13 protein-coding genes, 1 tRNA gene and 2 pseudogenes are annotated in these 21606 nt (G+C 69.7%); 10 read left to right on the top strand and 6 right to left on the bottom strand.

Translation table 11 applies throughout. The features are described 5' to 3' along the window. Positions 1–33 precede the first annotated feature (33 nt). Positions 34–2772, bottom strand: a complete 2739-nt coding sequence (gene polA, locus OJ254_RS18150) for a DNA polymerase I (RefSeq protein ID WP_265363168.1) — start codon at positions 2770–2772, stop codon at positions 34–36. Between the two features lie 227 nt (positions 2773–2999). On the opposite strand from polA, the gene OJ254_RS18145 reads away from it, so the two are divergent. The 7 genes from OJ254_RS18145 (at position 3000) to OJ254_RS18115 (ending at position 12146) form a co-directional block, all read left to right on the top strand. After that, a complete protein-coding gene (locus OJ254_RS18145; protein ID WP_265363167.1) occupies positions 3000–5309 on the top strand; it encodes an FdhF/YdeP family oxidoreductase in 2310 nt (769 codons plus the stop codon). A 135-nt stretch (positions 5310–5444) separates the two neighbouring features. After that, positions 5445–5918 (top strand): PaaI family thioesterase, encoded by a 474-nt coding sequence (locus tag OJ254_RS18140; protein ID WP_261952088.1) that lies wholly within the window; start codon positions 5445–5447, stop codon positions 5916–5918. 477 nt (positions 5919–6395) lie between these two features. Continuing rightward, the gene (locus tag OJ254_RS18135) at positions 6396–7616 is read left to right on the top strand and encodes a branched-chain amino acid ABC transporter substrate-binding protein (RefSeq protein ID WP_265365214.1); all 1221 of its coding nucleotides are present in this window, start codon (positions 6396–6398) and stop codon (positions 7614–7616) included. Positions 7617–7752: 136 nt separating this feature from the next. Beyond that, on the top strand, positions 7753–8682 hold the full coding sequence (locus OJ254_RS18130) for a branched-chain amino acid ABC transporter permease (protein ID WP_265363166.1): 930 nt from the start codon (positions 7753–7755) through the stop codon (positions 8680–8682). A 5-nt stretch (positions 8683–8687) separates the two neighbouring features. Beyond that, positions 8688–10481 (top strand): branched-chain amino acid ABC transporter permease, encoded by a 1794-nt coding sequence (locus tag OJ254_RS18125; protein ID WP_265363165.1) that lies wholly within the window; start codon positions 8688–8690, stop codon positions 10479–10481. Positions 10482–10569: 88 nt separating this feature from the next. Beyond that, positions 10570–11433 (top strand): ABC transporter ATP-binding protein, encoded by an 864-nt coding sequence (locus OJ254_RS18120; RefSeq protein WP_265363164.1) that lies wholly within the window; start codon positions 10570–10572, stop codon positions 11431–11433. After that, positions 11430–12146, top strand: a complete 717-nt coding sequence (locus tag OJ254_RS18115; RefSeq protein ID WP_265363163.1) for an ABC transporter ATP-binding protein — start codon at positions 11430–11432, stop codon at positions 12144–12146. The genes OJ254_RS18120 and OJ254_RS18115 overlap by 4 nt, the downstream gene beginning before the upstream one ends. A gap of 76 nt (positions 12147–12222) precedes the next feature. Here OJ254_RS18115 and OJ254_RS18110 read toward each other — a convergent pair whose 3' ends face one another. After that, positions 12223–12888 (bottom strand): ANTAR domain-containing response regulator, encoded by a 666-nt coding sequence (locus OJ254_RS18110; protein ID WP_410011165.1) that lies wholly within the window; start codon positions 12886–12888, stop codon positions 12223–12225. Positions 12889–12974: 86 nt separating this feature from the next. Between OJ254_RS18110 and OJ254_RS18105 the strand changes: the two genes are divergently transcribed. Beyond that, positions 12975–13047, top strand: a tRNA-Leu gene (locus OJ254_RS18105). A 110-nt stretch (positions 13048–13157) separates the two neighbouring features. Next, on the top strand, positions 13158–13931 hold the full coding sequence (locus tag OJ254_RS18100) for a transcriptional regulator (RefSeq protein ID WP_265365213.1): 774 nt from the start codon (positions 13158–13160) through the stop codon (positions 13929–13931). 51 nt (positions 13932–13982) lie between these two features. Here the strand turns inward: OJ254_RS18100 and pyk are convergent, their stop codons facing one another. Both pyk and OJ254_RS18090 read right to left on the bottom strand, forming a co-directional pair. Further along, on the bottom strand, positions 13983–15419 hold the full coding sequence (gene pyk / locus OJ254_RS18095) for a pyruvate kinase (protein ID WP_265363162.1): 1437 nt from the start codon (positions 15417–15419) through the stop codon (positions 13983–13985). A 145-nt stretch (positions 15420–15564) separates the two neighbouring features. Beyond that, positions 15565–16260 (bottom strand): SIMPL domain-containing protein, encoded by a 696-nt coding sequence (locus tag OJ254_RS18090; protein WP_265363161.1) that lies wholly within the window; start codon positions 16258–16260, stop codon positions 15565–15567. Between the two features lie 178 nt (positions 16261–16438). Between OJ254_RS18090 and OJ254_RS18085 the strand changes: the two genes are divergently transcribed. Next, the gene (locus OJ254_RS18085; protein WP_265363160.1) at positions 16439–18256 is read left to right on the top strand and encodes a bifunctional metallophosphatase/5'-nucleotidase; all 1818 of its coding nucleotides are present in this window, start codon (positions 16439–16441) and stop codon (positions 18254–18256) included. 116 nt (positions 18257–18372) lie between these two features. Here the strand turns inward: OJ254_RS18085 and OJ254_RS18080 are convergent. After that, positions 18373–19799, bottom strand: a pseudogene (locus OJ254_RS18080) (lysine N(6)-hydroxylase/L-ornithine N(5)-oxygenase family protein). Continuing rightward, positions 19796–21213 (bottom strand): annotated as a pseudogene (locus OJ254_RS18075) (pyridoxal phosphate-dependent decarboxylase family protein). Before OJ254_RS18075 ends, OJ254_RS18080 begins: the two co-directional pseudogenes overlap by 4 nt. Positions 21214–21606: the final 393 nt, after the last annotated feature.

Below are 21606 nucleotides of genomic sequence, written 5' to 3'. Positions count from 1 at the left end.
CGCGTCCGGCCGGCGGGCTCCGCCGCGCTCCCGTCAGTGTGCCGCCGACTCCCAGTCCTTGCCGGAGCCGACCGACACGTCCAGCGGGGCGCGCAGTTCGACCGCGTCGGCCATCTCGCGGCGGAGCAGCTCCTCGACCTGCTGGCGTTCGCCGGGGGCCACCTCGACGACGATTTCGTCATGGACCTGGAGCAGCATCCGGGACCGCAGCTCCGCGGCCCGCAGGGCGATGTCGACCCGCAGCATCGCGATCTTGACGATGTCGGCGGCGGTGCCCTGGATCGGGGCGTTCAGCGCCATCCGCTCGGCCATCTCGCGGCGCTGGCGGTTGTCGCTGTTGAGGTCCGGCAGATAGCGGCGGCGGCCGAGCATCGTCTCCGTGTAGCCGGTGGCGCGGGCCTCGTCCACGACGCGGCGGAGGTAGTCGCGCACCCCGCCGAACCGCTCGAAGTAGGTGTCCATCAGCTTGCGGGCCTCGTCGGGCTGGATGCCCAGCTGCTGGGAGAGGCCGAACGCCGACAGCCCGTACGCCAGGCCGTAGGACATCGCCTTGATCTTGCGGCGCATCTCCGGGTCGACCTCGGTCTTGGCGACCGAGAAGACCTGGGAGGCGACGGTGGTGTGCAGGTCCTCGCCGGAGGTGAACGCCTCGATCAGGCCCTCGTCCTCGGAGAGGTGGGCCATCACGCGCAGTTCGATCTGGCTGTAGTCGGCGGTCAGCAGCGACTCGAAGCCCTCGCCGACGACGAAGCCGCGGCGGATCGCCCGGCCCTCGTCCGTCCGCACCGGGATGTTCTGCAGGTTGGGGTCGGTGGACGACAGCCGGCCGGTGGCGGCGACGGTCTGGTTGAAGGTGGTGTGGATCCGGCCGTCCGCGCCGATGGTCTTGATCAGGCCCTCGACGGTCGTGCGCAGCTTGGCCTGCTCACGGTGGCGGAGCATGATCACCGGGAGTTCGTTGTCGGTCTGCGCGGCCAGCCAGGCCAGGGCGTCGGCGTCGGTGGTGTAGCCGGTCTTGGTCTTCTTGGTCTTCGGCAGGCCCAGCTCGCCGAAGAGGACCTCCTGGAGCTGCTTGGGCGAGCCGAGGTTGAACTCATGGCCCGCGGCGGCGTGCGCCTCCTTGACGGCCTGCGCGACCGCCCCGGCGAACTGCTGCTCCATCCGCTCCAGCCAGCCCCGGTCCGCGGCGATACCGGCCCGCTCCATCCGGGCCAGCAGATCGCTGGTCGGCAGCTCCACATTGCGCAGCAGATCGGCCGCCCCGACCTCGGCGAGCTTCGTCCCGAACGCCGTGCCCAGGTCGAGGACCGTACGGGCCTGCGCCATCAGGGCGTCCGCCTCGGCCTGTTCGTCCGCGCCGAACGCCAGCTGGCCGTCGCCGGCCGCGGCCGGGGCGAGGTCCCGGCCGAGGTACTCGATGGAGAGGGCGTCCAGCGCGAAGGAGCGGCGGCCGGGCTTGACCAGATAGGCGGCGAGGGCGGTGTCCATCGTCACGCCCTCGATGCGCCAGCCGTGCTCGCCGAAGACCCGCATCAGGCCCTTGGCGTTGTGCATCACCTTCGGGCGCTCGGGGTCGGCGCTCCAGGCGGCGAACGCCTGCTCGTCGGCCTCGTCCAGCTGCGCGGGGTCGAACCAGGCGGCCGGCCCCTCCGGGGTGGCCAGCGCGATCTCCGCCACGCTGCCGCTGCCCAGTGTCCAGACGTCGACGGTGGCCACGCCCAGCGGGCCGGTGGCGTGTTCGGCCAGCCACGGGGCGAGTTCGCCGGTGGCCAGGACCGTGCCGTCCACCTCGACGCCGGGGGCCGGCGCGGCCTCCTCGGCGGTCTCCACGGCGCCCGGGTCGACGGCGTGCAGCCGGTCGCGCAGACCCTGGTTGCGGATCTCCAGGGCGTTGAGGAACACCTTGAGGGCCTCGCGGTCGTACGCCTCGCGGGTCAGCTCCTCGGGGCCGCACGGCAGCTTCACATCGCGCACCATCTCGGTCAGCACGCGGTTGCGCTTCACCGACTCCAGGTGATCACGGAGGTTCTGGCCGGCCTTGCCCTTGACCTCGTCCACGCGCTCCACCAGTTCCGCGAACGAACCGAACTGGTTGATCCACTTCGTGGCGGTCTTCTCGCCGACGCCGGGGATGCCGGGGAGGTTGTCGGACGGGTCGCCGCGCAGCGCGGCGAAGTCCGGGTACTGGGCGGGGGTCAGGCCGTACTTCTCGAAGACCTTCTCGGGGGTGAACCGGGTCAGCTCCGAGACGCCCTTGGTGGGGTAGAGGACCGTGACGTCGTCGGAGACCAGCTGGAAGGAGTCCCGGTCGCCGGTGACGATCGAGACGTGGAAGCCCTGGGCGACGGCCTGCTCGGTGAGCGTCGCGATGACGTCGTCGGCCTCGAAGCCGTCCACCGCGAAGCGCTTGACCCGCATCGCGTCGAGCATCTCGCCGATCAGCTCGACCTGGCCCTTGAACTCGTCGGGGGTCTTGGAACGGTTGGCCTTGTACTCCGGATACTCCTCGGAGCGCCAGGTCTTGCGCGAGACGTCGAAGGCGACCGCGAAATGCGTGGGCGCCTCGTCACGCAGGGTGTTCGCGAGCATCGACGCGAAGCCGTAGATCGCATTGGTCGGTTGGCCGGTGACGGTGGTGAAATTCTCCACGGGCAGGGCGAAATACGCCCGGTATGCCATGGAATGTCCGTCCATGAGGAGCAGGCGGGGACGATCGCCCGCCGCCGCCTCGGTGCCGGTCGCTTCGCTCTTCTTCGCTGCCTTTGCTGCCACGCCCCCGATCCTGCCACGGCCCACCGACAATCCCCGCCGCGACGGCCCCCGCCCCCGGCCCGCACACCCCCGTCACCCCTCGCCGCAGCCCCTGCCGGCCCTCCCCCGCACCCCGGCCGCACTCCCCTGCACCGCCCGCCCCGGTCCGTGACAGGATCTGATGCGCACCACAACGATCCGCCGCGCCGGCGGAGCCAGCACCAGCTCACGGCTCAAGGGAGAGCGCCATGGCAGGCAAGCCGCCCGCGTCGGACCCCGTCCAGGACGCGCCCCAGGTCAGCGCACCCCAGCACTCCGCCGTGGGCATGCCGGCGATCACCAACGCCCTCAAGATCGCCCACCAGCAGATGGGCGTCCGCCGCACCGCCCTGACCCTGCTGCGCGTCAACCAGCCCGACGGCTTCGACTGCCCCGGCTGCGCCTGGCCCGAGCCCGACAAGCCGCACACCGCCGAGTTCTGCGAGAACGGCGCCAAGGCCGTCGCCGAAGAGGCCACCCTGCGCCGCGTCACCCCGGACTTCTTCGCCGCGCACCCGGTCGCCGACCTCGCCGACCGCAGCGGCTACTGGCTCGGCCAGCAGGGCCGCCTCACCCACCCCATGTACCTGAACGAAGGCGCCGACCACTACGTCCCCGTCACCTGGGAGCGCGCCTTCGACATCATCGGCGAGGAGCTGACCGCCCTCGGCTCCCCCGACGAGGCCGTCTTCTACACCTCCGGCCGCACCAGCAACGAGGCCGCCTTCCTCTACCAGCTCTTCGCCCGCGAGTTCGGCACCAACAACCTGCCCGACTGCTCCAACATGTGCCACGAGTCGTCCGGCTCGGCCCTCACCGAGACCATCGGCATCGGCAAGGGCAGCGTCCTGCTGGAGGACCTCTACAAGGCCGACCTGATCATCGTCGCCGGCCAGAACCCCGGCACCAACCACCCCCGCATGCTCACCGCCCTGGAGAAGGCCAAGGCCGGCGGCACCAAGATCATCTCGATCAACCCGCTGCCCGAAGCCGGCCTGGAACGCTTCAAGAACCCCCAGACCCCGCGCGGACTGGCCGGCGGCGGCACCGCCCTGACCGACCTCTTCCTCCAGGTGCGCCTCGGCGGTGACCAGGCGCTCTTCCGCGCCCTCAACCGCGGCATCCTCGACGCGGCGTCGAGCGCCTCCGGCGCGGGCTCCGGCGCCCTCGACGAGGAATTCATCCGCGAACACACCCACGGCTTCGAGGAGTTCGCGCAGGCCGCGAAGGCCGACGACAACTGGGACGAAACGCTCGCCGCCACCGGGCTGACCCGCGACGAGATCGAACGCGCCCTGGAGATGGTCCTCGCCTCCCGGCGCACCATCGTGTGCTGGGCGATGGGCCTGACCCAGCACAAGCACTCCGTCCCCACCATCCAGGAAGTCGTCAACTTCCTCCTCCTGCGCGGCAACATCGGCCGCCCCGGCGCCGGCGTCTGCCCCGTACGCGGCCACAGCAACGTCCAGGGCGACCGCACCATGGGCATCTTCGAACGGCCCGCCCCCGCCTTCCTCGACGCCCTGGAGAAGGAATTCGGCTTCGCGCCGCCGCGCGAACACGGCCTCGACGTCGTCCGCGCCATCCGCGCCCTCCGGGACGGACAGGCCAAGGTGTTCTTCGCCATGGGCGGCAACTTCGTCTCCGCCACCCCCGACACCGACGTCACCGAAGCCGCGATGCGCCGCGCCCGGCTCACCGTCCACGTCTCCACCAAACTCAACCGCTCGCACGTCATCACCGGCGCCCGCGCGCTGATCCTGCCCACCCTGGGGCGCACCGAGCGCGACCGCCAGGACGGCGGCGAGCAGTTCGTGACCGTCGAGGACTCCATGGGCATGGTGCACGCCTCCCGCGGCCGCCTCGAACCGGCAGGCCCCCAGCTGCTGTCCGAGCCCGCCATCGTCGCCCGCCTCGCCCGCCGCGTCCTCGGACCCGGCAGCCGCACCCCGTGGGAGGAGTTCGAGAAGGACTACGCGACGATCCGCGACCGCATCGCCCGCGTCATCCCCGGCTTCGACGACTTCAACACCAGGGTCGCCCGCCCCGGAGGCTTCGCGCTGCCGCACGCCCCCCGGGACAGCCGCCGCTTCCCCACCGCCACCGGCAAGGCCAACTTCACCGCCGCGCCCGTGGAATACCCCACCGTCCCCGAAGGCCGGCTGCTGCTGCAGACCCTGCGCTCGCACGACCAGTACAACACCACCATCTACGGCCTCGACGACCGCTACCGCGGCATCAAGAACGGCCGCCGGGTGGTGCTCCTGCACCCCGACGACGCCCGCGCCCACGGCCTCACCGACGGCGACTACACCGACCTGGTCAGCGAATGGACCGACGGCAGCGAACGCCGCGCCCCCGGCTTCCGCGTCGTGCACTACCCGACGGCCCGCGGCTGCGCCGCCGCCTACTACCCCGAGACCAACGTCCTCATCCCGCTCGACCACACCGCCGACACCAGCAACACCCCCGCGGCCAAGTCCGTGGTGATCCGCCTGGAGAAGACCCCCACCGACTGACCCCCACCACGGCGGCCGGCGCCGCGCCGCCCGCCGGGAACACCCGACCCCGCGCTGAGCGCTCGCTCAGTCGCCTGATAGGAACGGGCACGGATCGACGACGATCACGGGCGAGCGAACGGAGCCGTAGGCATCATGGGTGAGCAGACCACCACCACATTCCCGCAGGAGATCCTCGACCAGTGGGCCGGACTCGGCATCGACCTGCCCGCACTCTTCTCCGCCGGACACCTCGGCGAGCGGATGAGCGTCCAGGTCACCGAGGCCGGACCCGACCGCGTCGTGGGCACCATGCCCGTCGAGGGCAACACCCAGCCCTACGGCCTCCTGCACGGCGGCGCCTCGGCCGTACTGGCCGAAACCCTCGGCTCCGTCGGCTCCATGCTGCACGGCGGCCCCACCAAGCTCGCCGTGGGCGTCGACCTCAACTGCACGCACCACCGCGGCGTCCGCTCCGGCCTCGTCACCGGCGTCGCCACCCCCGTGCACCGCGGCCGCTCCACCGCCACCTACGAGATCGTCATCACCGACGAACACGGCAAGCGGGTCTGCACCGCCCGTCTGACCTGCATGCTGCGCGACGTCGACACCGACGCCTACCGCAGCTGACCGGATCCGGACGGCCCACGCCGCCCACCACCACGGCCCCGCCCCCGCCCAGGGTGCGGGGCCGCACGTTTTTCCGTAACGCTGCGTCACACGCGCGCAATACCGCCGCAACCCGCACAGCCCGGACCCCGTGCCATCACAGGCCCCGGCCCACCCCATCCGATAGCCGGACGCCCTCCGGCGGTCGCACCGCGCAACCACCCACGGAAGTGCGAGTTCACCTTCCGCGCCGCGTTCGCTCCACCTGTAAGGACCATGACGGCAAAACGCTCATCGCTGGTCATAACAAGAGCGTCACATCCTGGCCAGCGCCTCTGCCGACGCGACGAACACCGCTCTAGAGTCACCGCCAGTCACCGCGCCGCCGGGCGCGCTGCGAGCACGGACCCCTGTACCACCGTGCAGCCCGGCGCGCGAATCGGCCATGCGACAGCCGTGGCCGCGCCAGGGAAAGGACTGATCGTGCGTCACCGTTCCTTGCTCCTCATCACCACCGCACTCACCACCGGCGCCCTCACGCTCACCGCGTGCGGCTCCCGCGGCGACGGCAACAAAAACGGCGAAGGAAAAACCACCGTCGTCATCGGCCTCGACGCCCCCACCACCGGCGAACTCTCCGCACTCGGCCTGGGCATACGCAACTCCGCCCAGCTCGCCGTCGACATCGCCAACAAGAACAACGAAGTCAAGGGCGTCACCTTCAAACTCCAGGCCCTCGACGACAAGGCACTGCCCAACGTCGGCCAGCAGAACGCCACCAAACTCGCCGGCAACAAGGACGTCCTCGGCATCGTCGGCCCCCTGAATTCCGGCGTCGCCCAGTCCATGCAGCAGGTCTCCAAGCAGAACAACCTGACGCTGATCTCCCCGGCCAACACCACGCCCGACCTCACCCAGGGCCCGGACTGGAAGAAGAACAAGCGCGTCCGGCAATTCCCCACCTACTTCCGGACCGCCACCACCGACGAAGTACAAGGCGCCTTCGACGGCCAGTACGCCTGGGAAAAGGTCAAGGCCAAGAAGGTCTACGTCATCGACGACCAGAAGACCTACGGCGTCGGGCTGGCCTCCTCCTTCAAGGACCAGTTCGCCAAACTCGGCGGAAAGATCGTCGGCACCGAACACGTCAGCCCCGACGACCGCGACTTCAAGGCCGTCGTCTCCAAGGTCAAATCCGCCAAACCCGACCTGGTCTTCTACGGCGGCGAATACCCCGCCTCCGGCCCCCTCAGCCAGCAGCTCAAGGACGGCGGCGTCACCGTCCCCCTCATGGGCGGCGACGGCATGTACAGCGCCGACTACATCAAGCTGAACAAGAAGGCCCAGGGCGACTACGCCTCCTCCGTCGGCAAGCCCGTCGAACAACTCCCCTCCGCCAAGAAATACATCGCGGACTACAAGGCAGCCGGATTCAAGGAGCCCTACGAGGCCTACGGCGGCTCCACCTACGACTCCACCTGGGCCCTCATCCAGGCCGTCAAGAACGTCGTCGAAGCCAACAACGGCAAACTCCCCGACGACGCCCGCAAGAAGGTCACCGACGCCATGAACAAGGTCACCTTCGACGGCGTCACCGGAAAGGTCGCCTTCGACAAATACGGCGACACCACCAACACCATGATCACCGCCTACCAGGTCGAAAAGGGCGACTGGGCCGCCCGCTTCAGCGCCCCGTTCAAGGAATTCGACAAGAGCTGACCCCACCAGCACCACGCACACACCCGGGCCGCGCCAGGACGCCACCAACGACCCTGGCGCGGCCCGCGGCACATCGGGACACCCGAAAACCCCCCGAATTCCCACCCGTGCTTGATCACACCACGGAGGCCCTGCGGTGAGCGAACTGCCGCAACAGCTGGCCAACGGACTCATCCTCGGCGCGATGTACGGACTCATCGCGATCGGCTACACGATGGTCTACGGAATAGTCCAGCTCATCAACTTCGCCCACGGCGAGATATTCATGGTCGGCGGCTTCGGAGCGCTCAGCGTCTACCTCGCCCTCCCCACCGGCACCTCCCTCGCCCTCGCCCTGCCGGTCATGCTCCTCGGCGGCGTCGCCGTATCCGTCCTCGTCGGCATCGCGGCGGAACGGTTCGCCTACCGCCCGCTGCGCGGCGCGCCCCGCCTCGCCCCCCTCATCACCGCCATCGGCCTGTCCATCGCCCTCCAGCAAGCCATCTGGAAGTGGTACCCCGACGGCAAACAGGCCCGCGTCTTCCCCCAGTTCAAGGGCCGCGCCCTCGACATCCTCGGCGCCACCGTCCAACGCGGCGACCTCTTCGTCCTCATCGCCGCACCGCTCTGCATGATCGCCCTCGGCTTCTTCGTCGCCCGCACCCGCAGCGGCCGCGCCATGCAGGCCACCGCCCAGGACCCCGACACCGCCAAACTCATGGGCATCAACACCGACCGCATCATCGTCCTCGCCTTCGCCATCGGCGCCGCCTTCGCCGGCGTCGCCGCCGTCGCCTACGGACTGCGCACCGGCGAGGTCCAATTCCGCATGGGCTTCATCATGGGCCTCAAGGCCTTCACCGCGGCCGTCCTCGGCGGCATCGGCAACATCTACGGCGCCATGCTCGGCGGCGTCGTCCTCGGCATCGCCGAAGCCCTCGCCACCGCCTACGTCGAAGACATCCCCGGCATGCAGCAGTTCGGCGGCGGAGCCTGGAAGGACGTCTGGGCCTTCGTCCTCCTCATCCTCGTACTCCTCCTGCGGCCACAAGGCCTACTGGGCGAACGCGTCGCGGATCGGGCGTGATACCGATGACCACCACCACCGCAACCACCCCCCGGGGCCTCCTCCCCCTCCCCGAACGCACCGCGCGCCTCACCACCGCCGCCGGCGCCCTCGCCACCGCCGCCACCACCGGCCTCTCCTGGACCTGGAGCAGCGACTTCCCCGGCGACCTCACCTACTACGGCTCCCCCGCCGGTCTCCAGCTCGTCACCCTCACCGGCGGCCTCCTCACCCTCCTCCTCGCCGCCTCCGCACTCGGCCTGCGCGGCCTGACCTGGCTCACCCCCGCCGGACGCAACGCCCCCACCCTCCTCGCCGCCCTCGCCACCTTCGCCGCGACCTGGTTCACCCTCGGCGCCATCGCCGTCCAACTCGGCGGCCTCGTCAACCTCGAACCCGGCGGCTTCGCAGCCGGCGCCGCCGCCCTCCTCACCCTCCTCGGCGCCCTCGCCCTCCCTCCCGACCAACCCCCCACCGACCCACCCGGCAACCCCTGGCAACGCTTCACCGCGCTCCTGACCGCCAGCCCCCTACGGCCCCGCGGCCGCCCGCTCCCCACCTGGGCCGAGATCCTCACCATCGCCGCCGCCTTCGCCGCCGGACTGATCGCCTTCACCTACGGCATCGACACCGACGACGGCGCCCCCTTCGTCGGCTACCTCCTCTTCATCGCCCTCGCCGTCCCCGCCCTGCACCGCGCCGGACTCATCGCGCGCCTCACCGAACTCACCCACCGACACCGCGGCATCGCCCTCACCGCAGCCTTCCTCGCCGCCGCCAGCTTCCCCCTCACCCAGGACACCGACCAGTACACGATCATCGGTGCCAACATCCTGATCTTCGCGACCGTCGCCCTCGGCCTCAACGTCGTCGTCGGCCTCGCCGGCCTCCTCGACCTCGGATACGTCGCCTTCCTCGGCGTCGGCGCCTACGCCGCGGCCCTCGTCTCCGGCTCCCCCGAATCCGCGCTCGGCCTCCACTTCCCCTTCTGGGCCGCCCTCCTCACCGGAGCCGCCGCCTCCCTCGTCTTCGGCGTCCTCATCGGCGCCCCCACCCTCCGGCTACGCGGCGACTACCTCGCCATCGTCACCCTCGGCTTCGGCGAGATCTTCCGCATCGCCATGCTCAACCTCAACGGCACCACCGGCCCCGACGTCACCAACGGCGCCATGGGCATCCCCAACATCCCCAACCTCGAAATCCTCGGCTTCAACTTCGGCGAAACCCACGACATCCTCGGCATCCCCATCGCCACCTACGGCAACTACTACCTGCTGATGATCCTCGTGACCGCCCTCGTCGTCCTCGTCTTCCGCCGCGCCGCCGCCTCCCGCATCGGCCGCGCCTGGATCGCCATCCGCGAGGACGAGACCGCCGCCGTCGCCATGGGCATCAACAGCTTCCGCCTGCGCCTCCTCGCCTTCGCCCTCGGCGCCGCCCTCGCCGGACTCGCCGGCACCGTCCACGCCCACGTCGTCACCACCGCCACCCCCGAACAATTCCAATTCGCCGGACCCCAACCCCCCAACTCCGCCTTCCTCCTCGCCGCCGTCATCCTCGGCGGCATGGGCACCCTCAGCGGCCCCCTCGTCGGCGCCGCACTCCTCTTCCTCATCCCCGCCAAGCTCGACTTCCTCCAGGACTACCAACTCCTCCTCTTCGGCATCGCCCTCGTCCTCCTCATGCGCTTCCGCCCCGAAGGCCTCATCCCCGACCGCCGCAAGCAACTCGAATTCCACGAAACCGGTCAACTCGACGTGCCCGACCAACGCCTCCCCGACCCAGCCGCCACCACCGGCGTCACCAAGGCAAAGGCGTGACGACCATGACCACACCACCCACCCTCGCACCCGCCACCGACAACACCCCACCGACAACGACCCTGTCCTCCGCGCCGACGGCGTCACCATGCGCTTCGGCGGACTCACCGCCGTACGAGGAGTCGACCTCACCGTCCACCCCCGCGAAATCGTCGGCCTCATCGGCCCCAACGGCGCCGGGAAAACAACCTTCTTCAACTGCCTGACCGGCCTCTACATCCCCACCGAAGGCACCGTCTCCTACAAAGGCACCGTCCTCCCGCCCAAACCCCACCTCGTCACCAAAGCCGGCATCGCCCGCACCTTCCAGAACATCCGCCTCTTCGCCAACATGACCGTCCTCGAAAACGTCCTCGTCGGCCGCCACACCCGCACCAAAGAAGGACTCTGGTCCGCCCTCCTCCGCAGCCCCGGCTTCAAAAAGGCCGAACGCACCAGCGAAGAACGCGCCACAGAACTCCTCGAATTCATCGGCCTCGCCCACAAACGCGACCACCTCGCGCGCAACCTCCCCTACGGCGAACAACGCAAACTGGAAATCGCCCGCGCCCTCGCCTCCGAACCCGGCCTGCTCCTCCTCGACGAACCCACCGCCGGCATGAACCCCCAGGAGACGCGCGCCACCGAAGAACTCGTCCTCGCCATCCGCGACAAAGGCATCGCCGTCCTCGTCATCGAGCACGACATGCGCTTCATCTTCAACCTCTGCGACCGCGTCGCCGTCCTCGTACAAGGCGAAAAACTCGTCGAAGGCACCTCCGACACCGTCCAGGCCGACGAACGCGTCGTCGCCGCCTACCTCGGCGAACCCTTCGAGGGCGCCCCCGGAGAAGCCGAGGCGGCCGAGGTCGCCGCCGCCGAAGCGGCAGCCGACACGGCAGCCGGCACGGCGACGGACACGGCGCCCGACGCGCCGAGCACCCCCGGCACCACCAAGGGAGAAGCCCCGTGACCGCACTGCTAGAGGTCGAAGACCTCCGGGTCGCCTACGGCAAGATCGAAGCCGTCAAAGGCATCTCCTTCACCGTCGAAAGCGGCCAGGTCGTCACCCTCATCGGCACCAACGGCGCCGGAAAGACGACCACCCTGCGCACCCTCTCCGGACTCCTCAGGCCCAGCTCCGGAAAAATCACCTTCGGCGGAAAACCCCTCACCGGAGTCGCGGCCCACAAAATCGTCGCCCTCGGCCTCGCCCACTCCCCCGAAGGCCGCCATCTCTTCCCCCGCCTCACCATCGAGGAAAACCTGCAACTCGGCGCCTTCCTCCGCAAGGACAAGGACGGGATAGAAAAAGACATCCAGCGCGTCTACGAGCTCTTCCCCATCCTCGGAGAACGCCGCAAACAAGCCTCCGGCACCCTCTCCGGCGGCGAACAACAAATGCTCGCCATGGGCCGCGCCCTGATGTCCCGCCCCAAACTCCTCATGCTCGACGAACCCTCCATGGGCCTCTCCCCGATCATGATGAAGAAGATCATGGAAACCATCCGCGAACTCCGCGAACAAGGCACCACCATCCTCCTCGTCGAACAGAACGCCCAGGCCGCCCTCACCCTCGCCGACCACGCCCACGTCATGGAAATCGGCCGCATCGCCCTCTCCGGCACCGGCCAGCACCTCCTCCACGACGAATCCGTCCGCAAGGCCTACCTCGGCGAGGACTGACCCGCATACGCGTGCGGCCCCGTACCGGTGATCATCACCGGTACGGGGCCGCACGCACAGACCGTGCAGAGCCGCGCTACTGCTCCTTCTTCTGCTTCTTCTCCTCGGCGTCCTCGATGACCGCCTCGGCCACCTGCTGCATCGACAGCCGCCGGTCCATCGACGTCTTCTGGATCCACCGGAAGGCAGCCGGCTCGGTCAGCCCGTACTGCGTCTGCAGAATGCTCTTCGCCCGGTCCACCAGCTTGCGCGTCTCCAGCCGCTGCGTGAGGTCCGCGACCTCCTTCTCCAGCGTCTTCAGCTCGGTGAACCGGCTCACCGCCATCTCGATCGCCGGCACGACGTCGCTCTTCGAGAAGGGCTTCACCAGATACGCCATCGCACCCGCGTCCCGCGCCCGCTCGACCAGCTCCCGCTGCGAGAACGCGGTCAGCATCAGCACCGGCGCGATGCTCTCCTCGGCGATCTTCTCGGCCGCCGAGATACCGTCCAGCACCGGCATCTTCACGTCCAGGATCACCAGATCGGGACGGTGCTCGCGGGCCAGCTCCACGGCGGTCTGGCCGTCCCCGGCCTCGCCGACGACGGTATAGCCCTCCTCCTCCAGCATCTCTTTGAGATCCAGACGGATGAGGGCCTCGTCCTCCGCGATCACGACGCGCGTGGTCAGCGGCGGAACGTGCGACTGATCGTCATCGGCGGCGGGCTGCTCGGGCTCGGCGGCGCTCACGGGACTCCTCATTCCGGTCAGGTGGTGCCCCATGAGCCTACCTATCTCCTGTATCTTTGATGCACGGCGGGTCTCCGTTGACCTTCACTTCGAAGGACGCCCCGGTAGCCCAGCGGCAGAGGCGATGGTCTCAAACACCATATAGCGTGGGTTCGAATCCCACCCGGGGCACTCGACCTTCAATTCGAAGGCTTCACGCGCGGATGGCGATCTTCACTCGACCTGGTGAACATTTCTTCGATCCGGCCCAGCGCGGCAAAGATCGCATCAAGCTCGCATGCATGTACGACCGCAGTACGCGCGAGCAGACCCTGGCCCTCGTCGCCCAAGGCCGCAGCCTCAACTCCGTGAGCAAGCAGACCGGCATATCCCGGTACGCCATCCGCTCCTGGCAGACCAGGATCGAGCCGCTCTCCCGCGCGACGGAATGTCCGCGGTGCGAGCCCGAGCCACGACCGCCGGCGGCCACCGAGGCGTACGCCTATCTGCTCGGCCTCTACCTGGGCGACGGGTGCCTCAGCAAGCAGCCCCGGAACCGTGGGTACGCGCTCCGCATCGCCTGCGCGGACGCCTGGCCCGGCCTCATCGTGGCGTGCCGCGCGGCGGTGAAGGCGGTCCGCCCCATGAACAGCGTCTGCATCATCCAGCGCCAAGGATGCGTGATGGTGACGAGTTACAGCCACCACTGGCCGTGCCTCTTCCCCCAGCACGGCCCCGGCAAGAAGCATGAGCGGCGGATCTCTCTCGCGCCGTGGCAGCAGGAGATCGTGGACGGACATCCCTGGGAATTCATCCGCGGGCTGATCCACTCCGACGGGTGCCGGATCACCAACTGGACGACGCGGACGGTCGGCTGCGAGCGCAGGCGCTACGAGTACCCGCGGTACTTCTTCACCAACATGTCGGCCGACATCATCCGTCTCTACACCCACGCCCTCGACCGGGTCGGCGTCGAATGGAAGCCGGCGCATCAGGCGCGCAGGGCGGAGAACATCTCCGTGGCGAAACGCAGTTCCGTGGCCCTCATGGACCAACACATCGGGCCGAAGTACTGACAGGGACGGCAGTCAGGTACCTCGGCCCAGCGGGATCTTGTGCGGGTGGGGCTAGTCGGTGGCGTCGGATTCGCCGATGCGGTGGACGCGGACGAGGTTGGTGGAGCCGGGGACGCCGGGCGGGGAGCCGGCGGTGATGATGACCAGGTCGCCCTTCTGGCAGCGGCCGATCTTGAGGAGCTGCTCGTCGACCTGGGCGACCATCTCGTCCGTGGAGTCGACGGTGGGGCCGAGGAAGGTCTCGACGCCCCAGCTGACGTTGAGCTGGGAGCGGGTGGCCGGGTCAGGAGTGAAGGCGAGCAGCGGGATGGGCGAGCGGTAGCGGGAGAGTCGGCGGACGGTGTCGCCGGACTGGGTGAAGGCGACGAGGAACTTCGCGCCGAGGAAGTCGCCCATGTCGGCGGCGGCGCGGGCGACGGCGCCGCCCTGGGTGCGGGGCTTGTTGGCCTCGGTGAGCGGCGGGAGGCCCTTGGCGAGGAGGTCTTCCTCGGCGGCCTCGACGATGCGGCTCATGGTCTTGACGGTTTCGGTGGGGTACTTACCGACGCTGGTTTCGCCGGAGAGCATGACGGCGTCGGTGCCGTCGATGACGGCGTTGGCGACGTCGGAGGCTTCGGCGCGGGTGGGGCGGGAGTTGTCGATCATCGAGTCGAGCATCTGGGTGGCGACGATGACCGGCTTGGCGTTGCGCTTGGCGAGTTTGATGGCGCGCTTCTGGACGATGGGGACGGTTTCCAGGGGCATTTCGACGCCGAGGTCGCCGCGGGCGACCATGATGCCGTCGAAGGCGGCGACGATGTCGTCGATGTTGTCGACGGCCTGGGGCTTCTCGACCTTGGCGATGACGGGGAGGAAGCGGTCTTCCTCGCGCATGATGCGGTGGACGTCTTCGATGTCGCGGCCGTTGCGGACGAAGGAGAGGGCGATGATGTCGGCGCCGTAGCGCAGGGCCCAGCGGAGGTCGTCCCGGTCCTTCTCGGAGAGGGCCGGGACGGAGACGGCGACGCCGGGGAGGTTGAGGCCCTTGTGGTCGGAGACCATGCCGCCTTCGATGACGACGGTGCGGACCTGGGGGCCGGCGACGTCGGTGACCTGGAGGGTGACCTTGCCGTCGTCGACGAGGATGCGTTCGCCGGTGGTGACGTCGGCGGCGAGGCCGGGGTAGGTGGTGCCGCAGACGTGGCGGTCGCCTTCGGTGCCGGGTTCGACGGTGATGGTGAACTCGTCGCCGCGTTCGAGAAGTACGGGTCCTTCGCGGAATCGGCCGAGGCGGATCTTCGGACCTTGAAGGTCGGCGAGGATGCCGACGCTGCGGCGGGTTTCTTCGGATGCTTTGCGGACCCGGTCGAATCGCGCTTCGTGGTCGGCGTAGGTGCCGTGGCTGAGGTTGAAGCGGGCGATGTCCATTCCGGCTTCGACGAGGGCTTTGATCTGCTCGTACGAGTCGGTGGCGGGTCCCAGTGTGCAGACGATCTTTGCTCGGCGCATGTTTCGACCCTATGACTTACCCGGCGGTAGGTAACTGTAAAGAAGTGACTGCTCAACGAGCGCTTGGTGAAAGGCTGTTGACAAGTAATGGAATGCGCGCGAAGGCGCTCCGATGAGCGGAATTTCGCCCTCGCGCGGCGGTGTCTCAGAGTGCGGGACGCGTCATGGTGAAGCGTGCGTTGACGCTGGCGTAGACGGTTTGGCGTTGGGGTTCGAGGTCGAGGGCGGGGGCGCTTTCCTGGACGGGGGCTCCGCCGTAGCCGGCGAAGGAGCGCATGGCGGGGGCGGCGACGGGTGCGGTGTTCTCGGCGCCGAGGTCGGCGATCTCAAGAAGGGCGTCGAGGCGGGCGCCGAGGGCTTCGGCGTATTCGCGGGCGCGCTGGACGGCTTCGTGGACGGCTTGGGTGCGGGCGGCGCGGTGGGCGGGCGAGTCGGGGCGGAGGTCCCACCAGGGGCCGTCGACGCGGGTGAGGTCGAGGTCGGCGAGGCGGGTGGTGAGTTCGCCGAGGGTGGTGAAGTCGGTGAGGGTGGCGGTGTGGGTGACGCGGCCGCGGTAGGCGCGGACGCGTTCGTGGCGGCCTCTGTCGGTGAGTTCGGGGGTGATGCTGAGGGCGCCGGTTTCGAGCTTTTCGAGGGCCTCGGGGTAGCTCTTGATGAGGGTGAGGGCCTGTTCGTTGCGGCGGGTGAGGTCGGCGAGGGCGGTGGTGCGGTCGGTACCGCGGGCGGCGACGGTGACGGCGATGCGGGCGATCTCGGGGTCGACTTCGAGGGTGGCTTCGCCGCGTACGGCGAGGCGGGGGGTGTCGGGGGTGCCGTAGGGCAGGGGGCCGGGGTCGGTCATGGGTGGCTCCTCGGGCGGGGTGCGGGTGGGTGCGGTGGGCGCAGGGTTGCACACCGGGGTGCGGATCGTGGGATTCCGGGCGGCCGGGGGTGTTGCGGAGGGGGCGGCTGGGCCAGAATCTACGCGCGTTGCCACCGGCTGTGGTGGCGCTTGTCCGCGTGGATTCAGGGGAGTTGGGATGTCGCTGGACCGTAGGAAGTTCGTGGGGAGTTCCGTGGTGACGGGGGCCGGGGTGGCGCTGGCGGGGGCGGCCGGGGCGCCGGCGGCCGCGGCGGCGCCGGTGGGGCAGCACGGGCGGGGGCATGGTCACCGGCCGGAGCGGTACGCGTTCACGGTGATGGGGACGACGGATCTGCACGGGAACGTCTTCAACTGGGACTACACCACGGACGCGGAGTTCGATGACGCCGATCACAACGACGTGGGGCTGGCGAAGATCTCGACGCTGGTGTCGCAGGTGCGGCGGGAGAAGGGCCGGCGCAATACGCTGCTGATCGATGCGGGTGACACCATTCAGGGGACGCAACTGGCGTACTACTACGCGAAGGTGGACCCGATCACGGATCCGGGCGGTCCGGTGCATCCGATGGCGCGGGCGATGAATGCGATCGGGTATGACGCGGCGGCGCTGGGGAATCACGAGTTCAATTACGGGATTCCGGTGCTGCGGAAGTTCGAGGAGAGTTGTGATTTTCCGCTGCTGGGGGCGAATGCGGTGGATGCCCGGACGTTGCGTCCGGCGTTCCGGCCGTATGTGCTGAAGCGGTTGCGGTCGCCGCACGGGCGGGTGGTGACGGTGGCGGTGCTGGGGTTGACGAATCCGGGGATCGCGCTGTGGGACAAGGCGCATGTGCAGGGGAAGCTGGCTTTTCCCGGGTTGGTGGAGCAGGCCGCGCACTGGGTGCCGAAATTGCGGTCGATGGGCGCGGATGTGGTGTTCGTGGCGGCGCATTCGGGGGCGAGCGGGACGTCGTCGTACGGGGATCAGTTGCCGTATGTGGAGAATGCGGCGGCGTTGGTGGCGGAGCGGGTGCCGGGGATCGACGCGATTCTGGTGGGGCATGCGCATGTGGAGATTCCCGAGCGGCGGGTGGTGAACGAGCAGACCGGCCGGGAGGTGGTGCTGTCGGAGCCGTTGAAATGGGGGCAGCGGCTGACGCTTTTCGATGTGGTGGTGGAGTGGTGTCGTGGGCGTTGGGAAGTGGGGTCGGTCGGTTCGCGGGTGCTGAATTCGAATGCGGTGGCGGAGGATCCGCGGATCACTGATCTGCTGCGGGCGGAGCACCGGAAGGTGGTGGCGTATGTGAACCGGGTGATCGGCCGGTCGAAGGCGGAGTTGTCGGCGGCCGAGGCTCCGGTGAAGGACGTGCCGGTGCTGGACTTCATTGCCCATGTGCAGGCCGAGGTGGTGGGTAAGGCGTTGGCGGGGTCGGAGTTCGCCGGATTGCCGGTGCTGTCACAGGCGTCGTGCTTTTCGCGTGCGGCGCGGGTGCCGGAGGGGGATGTGACGATCCGGTCGATGGCGGCGTTGTATCCGTTCGACAACACGCTGGAGGCGCGGGTGTTGACCGGTGCGCAGGTGCGGGAGTACCTGGAGTTCTCCGCGCGGTATTACATGCGGACGGCGGCGGGCGGTCCGGTGGATCCGGCGCGGATCACGAATGCGGACGGCATTCCGGATTACAACTATGACGCGGTGCGCGGGCTGTCGTACGAGATCGATATCGCGAAGCCGGCGGGTCAGCGCATCGGGAAGCTGAGCTGGGAGGGGAAGCCGGTGGCGGACGATGCGCAATTCGTGCTGGCGGTGAACAACTACCGGGCTGGTGGGGGCGGCGGTTTTCCGCATGTGGCGGGTGCGCGGCAGGTGTGGTCGACGTCGGACGAGATCCGGAATTTGATCATCAATTGGGTGCAGGAGAAGAAGGAGATCGATCCGTCGGTGTTCGCTTCGGTGGACTGGCGATTGGTGCGGGACGGGGTGCCGGTGTTTTAGCGGGCCTTTGGCGGGTCTTTTGGCGGGTCTTTTGGCGGGCGGCCGGCCCTTGGCGGAAGTGCCGGTCCGTTGGCGGTGGGGTGCGGCGGTGCCGGGGGCGCCGCCGCGCCCTGTTGTCAGTGGCGGGGGACGAGGGTGCTGCCCTGGGTGGGGATGGTGCGGGTGTGGGGGGCGGGGGGTTGTGGGAGGCCGAACGTGGTGAAGGCGGTGCGGGTGGGGAGGGGGTAAGGGGTGGTGTCGGTGAGGTTGTTGAGGATGGTGGCGCTGCGCCAGGCGGCGAGGCCGAGGTCGGGGGCGCCGACGCCGTGGGTGTGGGTTTCGGCGTTCTGGACGTAGAGGGATCCGGTGACGGCGGGGTCGAGGACCATGCGGTGGTGGGCGTCGATGCGGGGCGTTCGGCGGCGTCGCGGCGGATGTAGGGGTCGAGGGCGGCGAGCAGGGTGTCCATGCGGCGTTCGCGGTAGCCGGTGGCGAGGACGACGGCGTCGGTGGTGAGGCGGGAGCGGGTGCCTTGCTGGGTGTGGTCGAGGTGGAGTTCGACCTTGGTGGTGCCGACGCGGCCGGCGGTGCGTACGGAGACGCCGGGGGTGAGGGTGGCGTCGGGCCAGCCGCCGTGGAGGGTGCGGCGGTAGAGCTCGTCGTGGATGGCGGCGAGGGTGTCGTGATCGATGGCCTTGTGGAGTTGCCACTGGGTGGGGACGAGGGTGTCGCGGACGCGTTCGGGGAGGCCGTGGAAGTAGCGGGTGTAGTCGGGGGTGAAGTGTTCGAGGCCGAGTTTGCTGTATTCCATCGGGGCGAAGGCCGGGGTGCGGGCGAGCCAGTGGATGCCTTCGCGGCCGGCGGGGCGGGCGCGGAGCTGGTCGAGGAAGATTTCCGCGCCTGACTGGCCGGCGCCGATGACGGTGAGGTGGTCGGCGGCGAGCAGGCGGTCGCGGTGGTCGAGGTAGTCGGCGGAGTGGATGACGGGGACGGCGGGGGCGTCGGCGAGGGGGCGGAGGGGGACGGGGATGTGGGGGGTGGTGCCGATGCCGAGGACGAGGTTGCGGGCGTGGGTGCGGCCGAGGGCTTCGGCTTCGCCGTCGGCGCCGAGTTGGGTGTAGTCGATCTCGAAGGTTTCGCGTTCGGGGTTCCAGCGGACGGCGTCGATCTGGTGGCCGAAGTGCAGGGTGGGGAGGCTTTCGCTGACCCAGCGGCAGTAGGCGTCGTATTCGGCGCGGTGGATGTGGAAGCGCTCGGCGAAGTAGAAGGGGAAGAGGCGTTCGCGGGTCTTGAGGTAGTTGAGGAAGGTCCAGGGGCTGGCGGGGTCGGCGAGGGTGACGAGGTCGGCGAGGAAGGGGACTTGGAGGGTGGCGCCGTCGATGAGGAGGCCGGGGTGCCAGTGGAAGGCGGGGCGCTGGTCGTAGAAGGCGGTGCGCAGGTGGCTGAGGGGGTGGGCGAGGGCGGCGAGGGAGAGATTGAAGGGGCCGATGCCGATGCCGGCGAGGTCGAGGGGCTCGTCGGGGGTGGCGGGGTGGGTGACGGGGGTTTCGGGGTTGCTGCTCATCGGGGGATGTGGCCTTCCACGAGTTTGAGGAGGGTGGTGAGGTCTCCGGTTTGCGTGTGGGGGTTGAGGAGGGTGGCCTTGAGCCAGAGGCCGGTGGGGGTGGTGGCGCGGCCGAGGACGGCCTGGCCGTCGGTGAGGAGGGTGCGGCGGATGGTGGCGAGGGTGGTGTCGTCGGCGCCGATGGGGCGGAAGAGGACGGTGCTGAGGGTGGGGCGGGAGTGGAGTTCGTAGCGGGGGTGGTCCTCGATGAGGTCGGCGAGGGTCTGGGCGGCGGCGAGGGTGCGGTCGACGAGTTCGCCGAGGCCGCGGCGGCCGAGGGCTTTGAGGGTGACGGCGATCTTGAGGATGTCGGGGCGGCGGGTGGTGCGGAGTGAGCGGTGGAGCAGGTCGGGGAGGCCGGCTTCGGTGTCGTCGTCGGCGTTGAGGTAGTCGGCCTGGTGGGTGAGGGCGGCCAGCGCGCTCGGGTCGGGGACGGCTAGGAGGCCGGCGGCGACCGGTTGCCAGCCGAGTTTGTGCAGGTCGAGGGCGACGGTGTGGGCGCGGGCGAGGCCTGTGAGGGCGGTGTGGTGGGTGTCGCTGAAGAGGAGTGCGCCGCCGTAGGCCGCGTCGATGTGGAAGCGGGCGCCGTGGTGGTCGGCGAGGTCGGCGAGGTCGGTGAGGGGGTCGATGGCACCGGAGTTGGTGGTGCCGGCGGTGGCGGTGAGGAGTACCGGGCCGGTGTGTCCGGTGAGGTTGGCAAGGCAGGTGTGGACGGTGTCGGGGGTGAGGATGCCGTTGGGGGTGGGGAGGGTGAGGGGTTCGGGGAGGCCGAGGAGCCAGGCGGAGCGGTGGATGGAGTGGTGGGCGTTGGCGCCGCAGACGATCTGGAGGGGGCCGGTGTGGGGGCGGCCGGGGGCGGGGGTGGCCTCGCGGGCGAGGAGGAGGGCGAGTTGGTTGGATTCGGTGCCGCCGGTGGTGATCAGCGCGTCGGGTTCGGCGGCCTGGGGGTAGACGAGCGCGGCGAGGGCGCGGCTGGTGAGGGTTTCGAGGGTGGAGGCGGCGGGGGCCTGGTCCCAGGAGTCGAGTGAGGGGTTGAGGGCGGCCGCGGCGAGGTCGGCGGCGGTGGCCAGGGCGAGTGGGGGGCAGTGCAGGTGGGCGGCGCAGTGCGGGTCGGCGGGGTCGGCGGCCCGGCGGCGAGGGTGTGGACGAGGGCGCGCAGGGCGGCGTGCGCGCCGGTGCCGTGGTCAGGGAGGAGGGGGTGGCAGGCGTCGTGCACGGCGCGGGCGACGGCGTCGGGGCCGCCGGGCGGAAGGGGGCCGGCGCGGTCCTCGGCGCCGGTGGTGAGGGCGTCGAGGACGGTGTCGAGGAGGGGGCGGAGTGCGCGGGGGCCGTGGGTGCCGCCTGCGAGGGCGGTGCCGGCAGGGGGCACAGACATGGATGTGCTCTTCTGTCAGGGAGAGTTGGGGCGGTGTGCCTGGCCGGTCCGGGTACGGACGAGCTGTTTAGGCGGCCCTAAGTTACTTTCCCTGTACGGCGCGTATCCCGCTCGCGGTCATACCACCCGTAAGTGGTACGGGTGTACCGCAGGTGTTCGGGTGCGGCCGGATGCCGTGGCGGGGCGGAGGCACCTGGGGGTGGGGCGTCTGGGGCGGGCGGGGGTGCTCGGGGCGCGGGCATCCGGGGTGGAGGCGGCACCCGGGGCGGGGCATCCGGGGTCGAGGCGGCACCCGGGGCGGGGTAGCCGGGGCCGGGGTGGGGCGAACGGATCTCGTAGGGGTTGCCCGTAGGGGATGCGAAAGCCCCCTGCGGGGCCACAACGTGGGGGCAG

It is taken from the genome of Streptomyces endophytica (assembly GCF_026153355.1).
In the GTDB taxonomy this organism is placed as follows: domain Bacteria; phylum Actinomycetota; class Actinomycetes; order Streptomycetales; family Streptomycetaceae; genus Streptomyces; species Streptomyces endophytica.
Note: the sequence above shows the minus strand (reverse complement) of the source record. Positions and strands in the feature narration are given on the sequence as shown.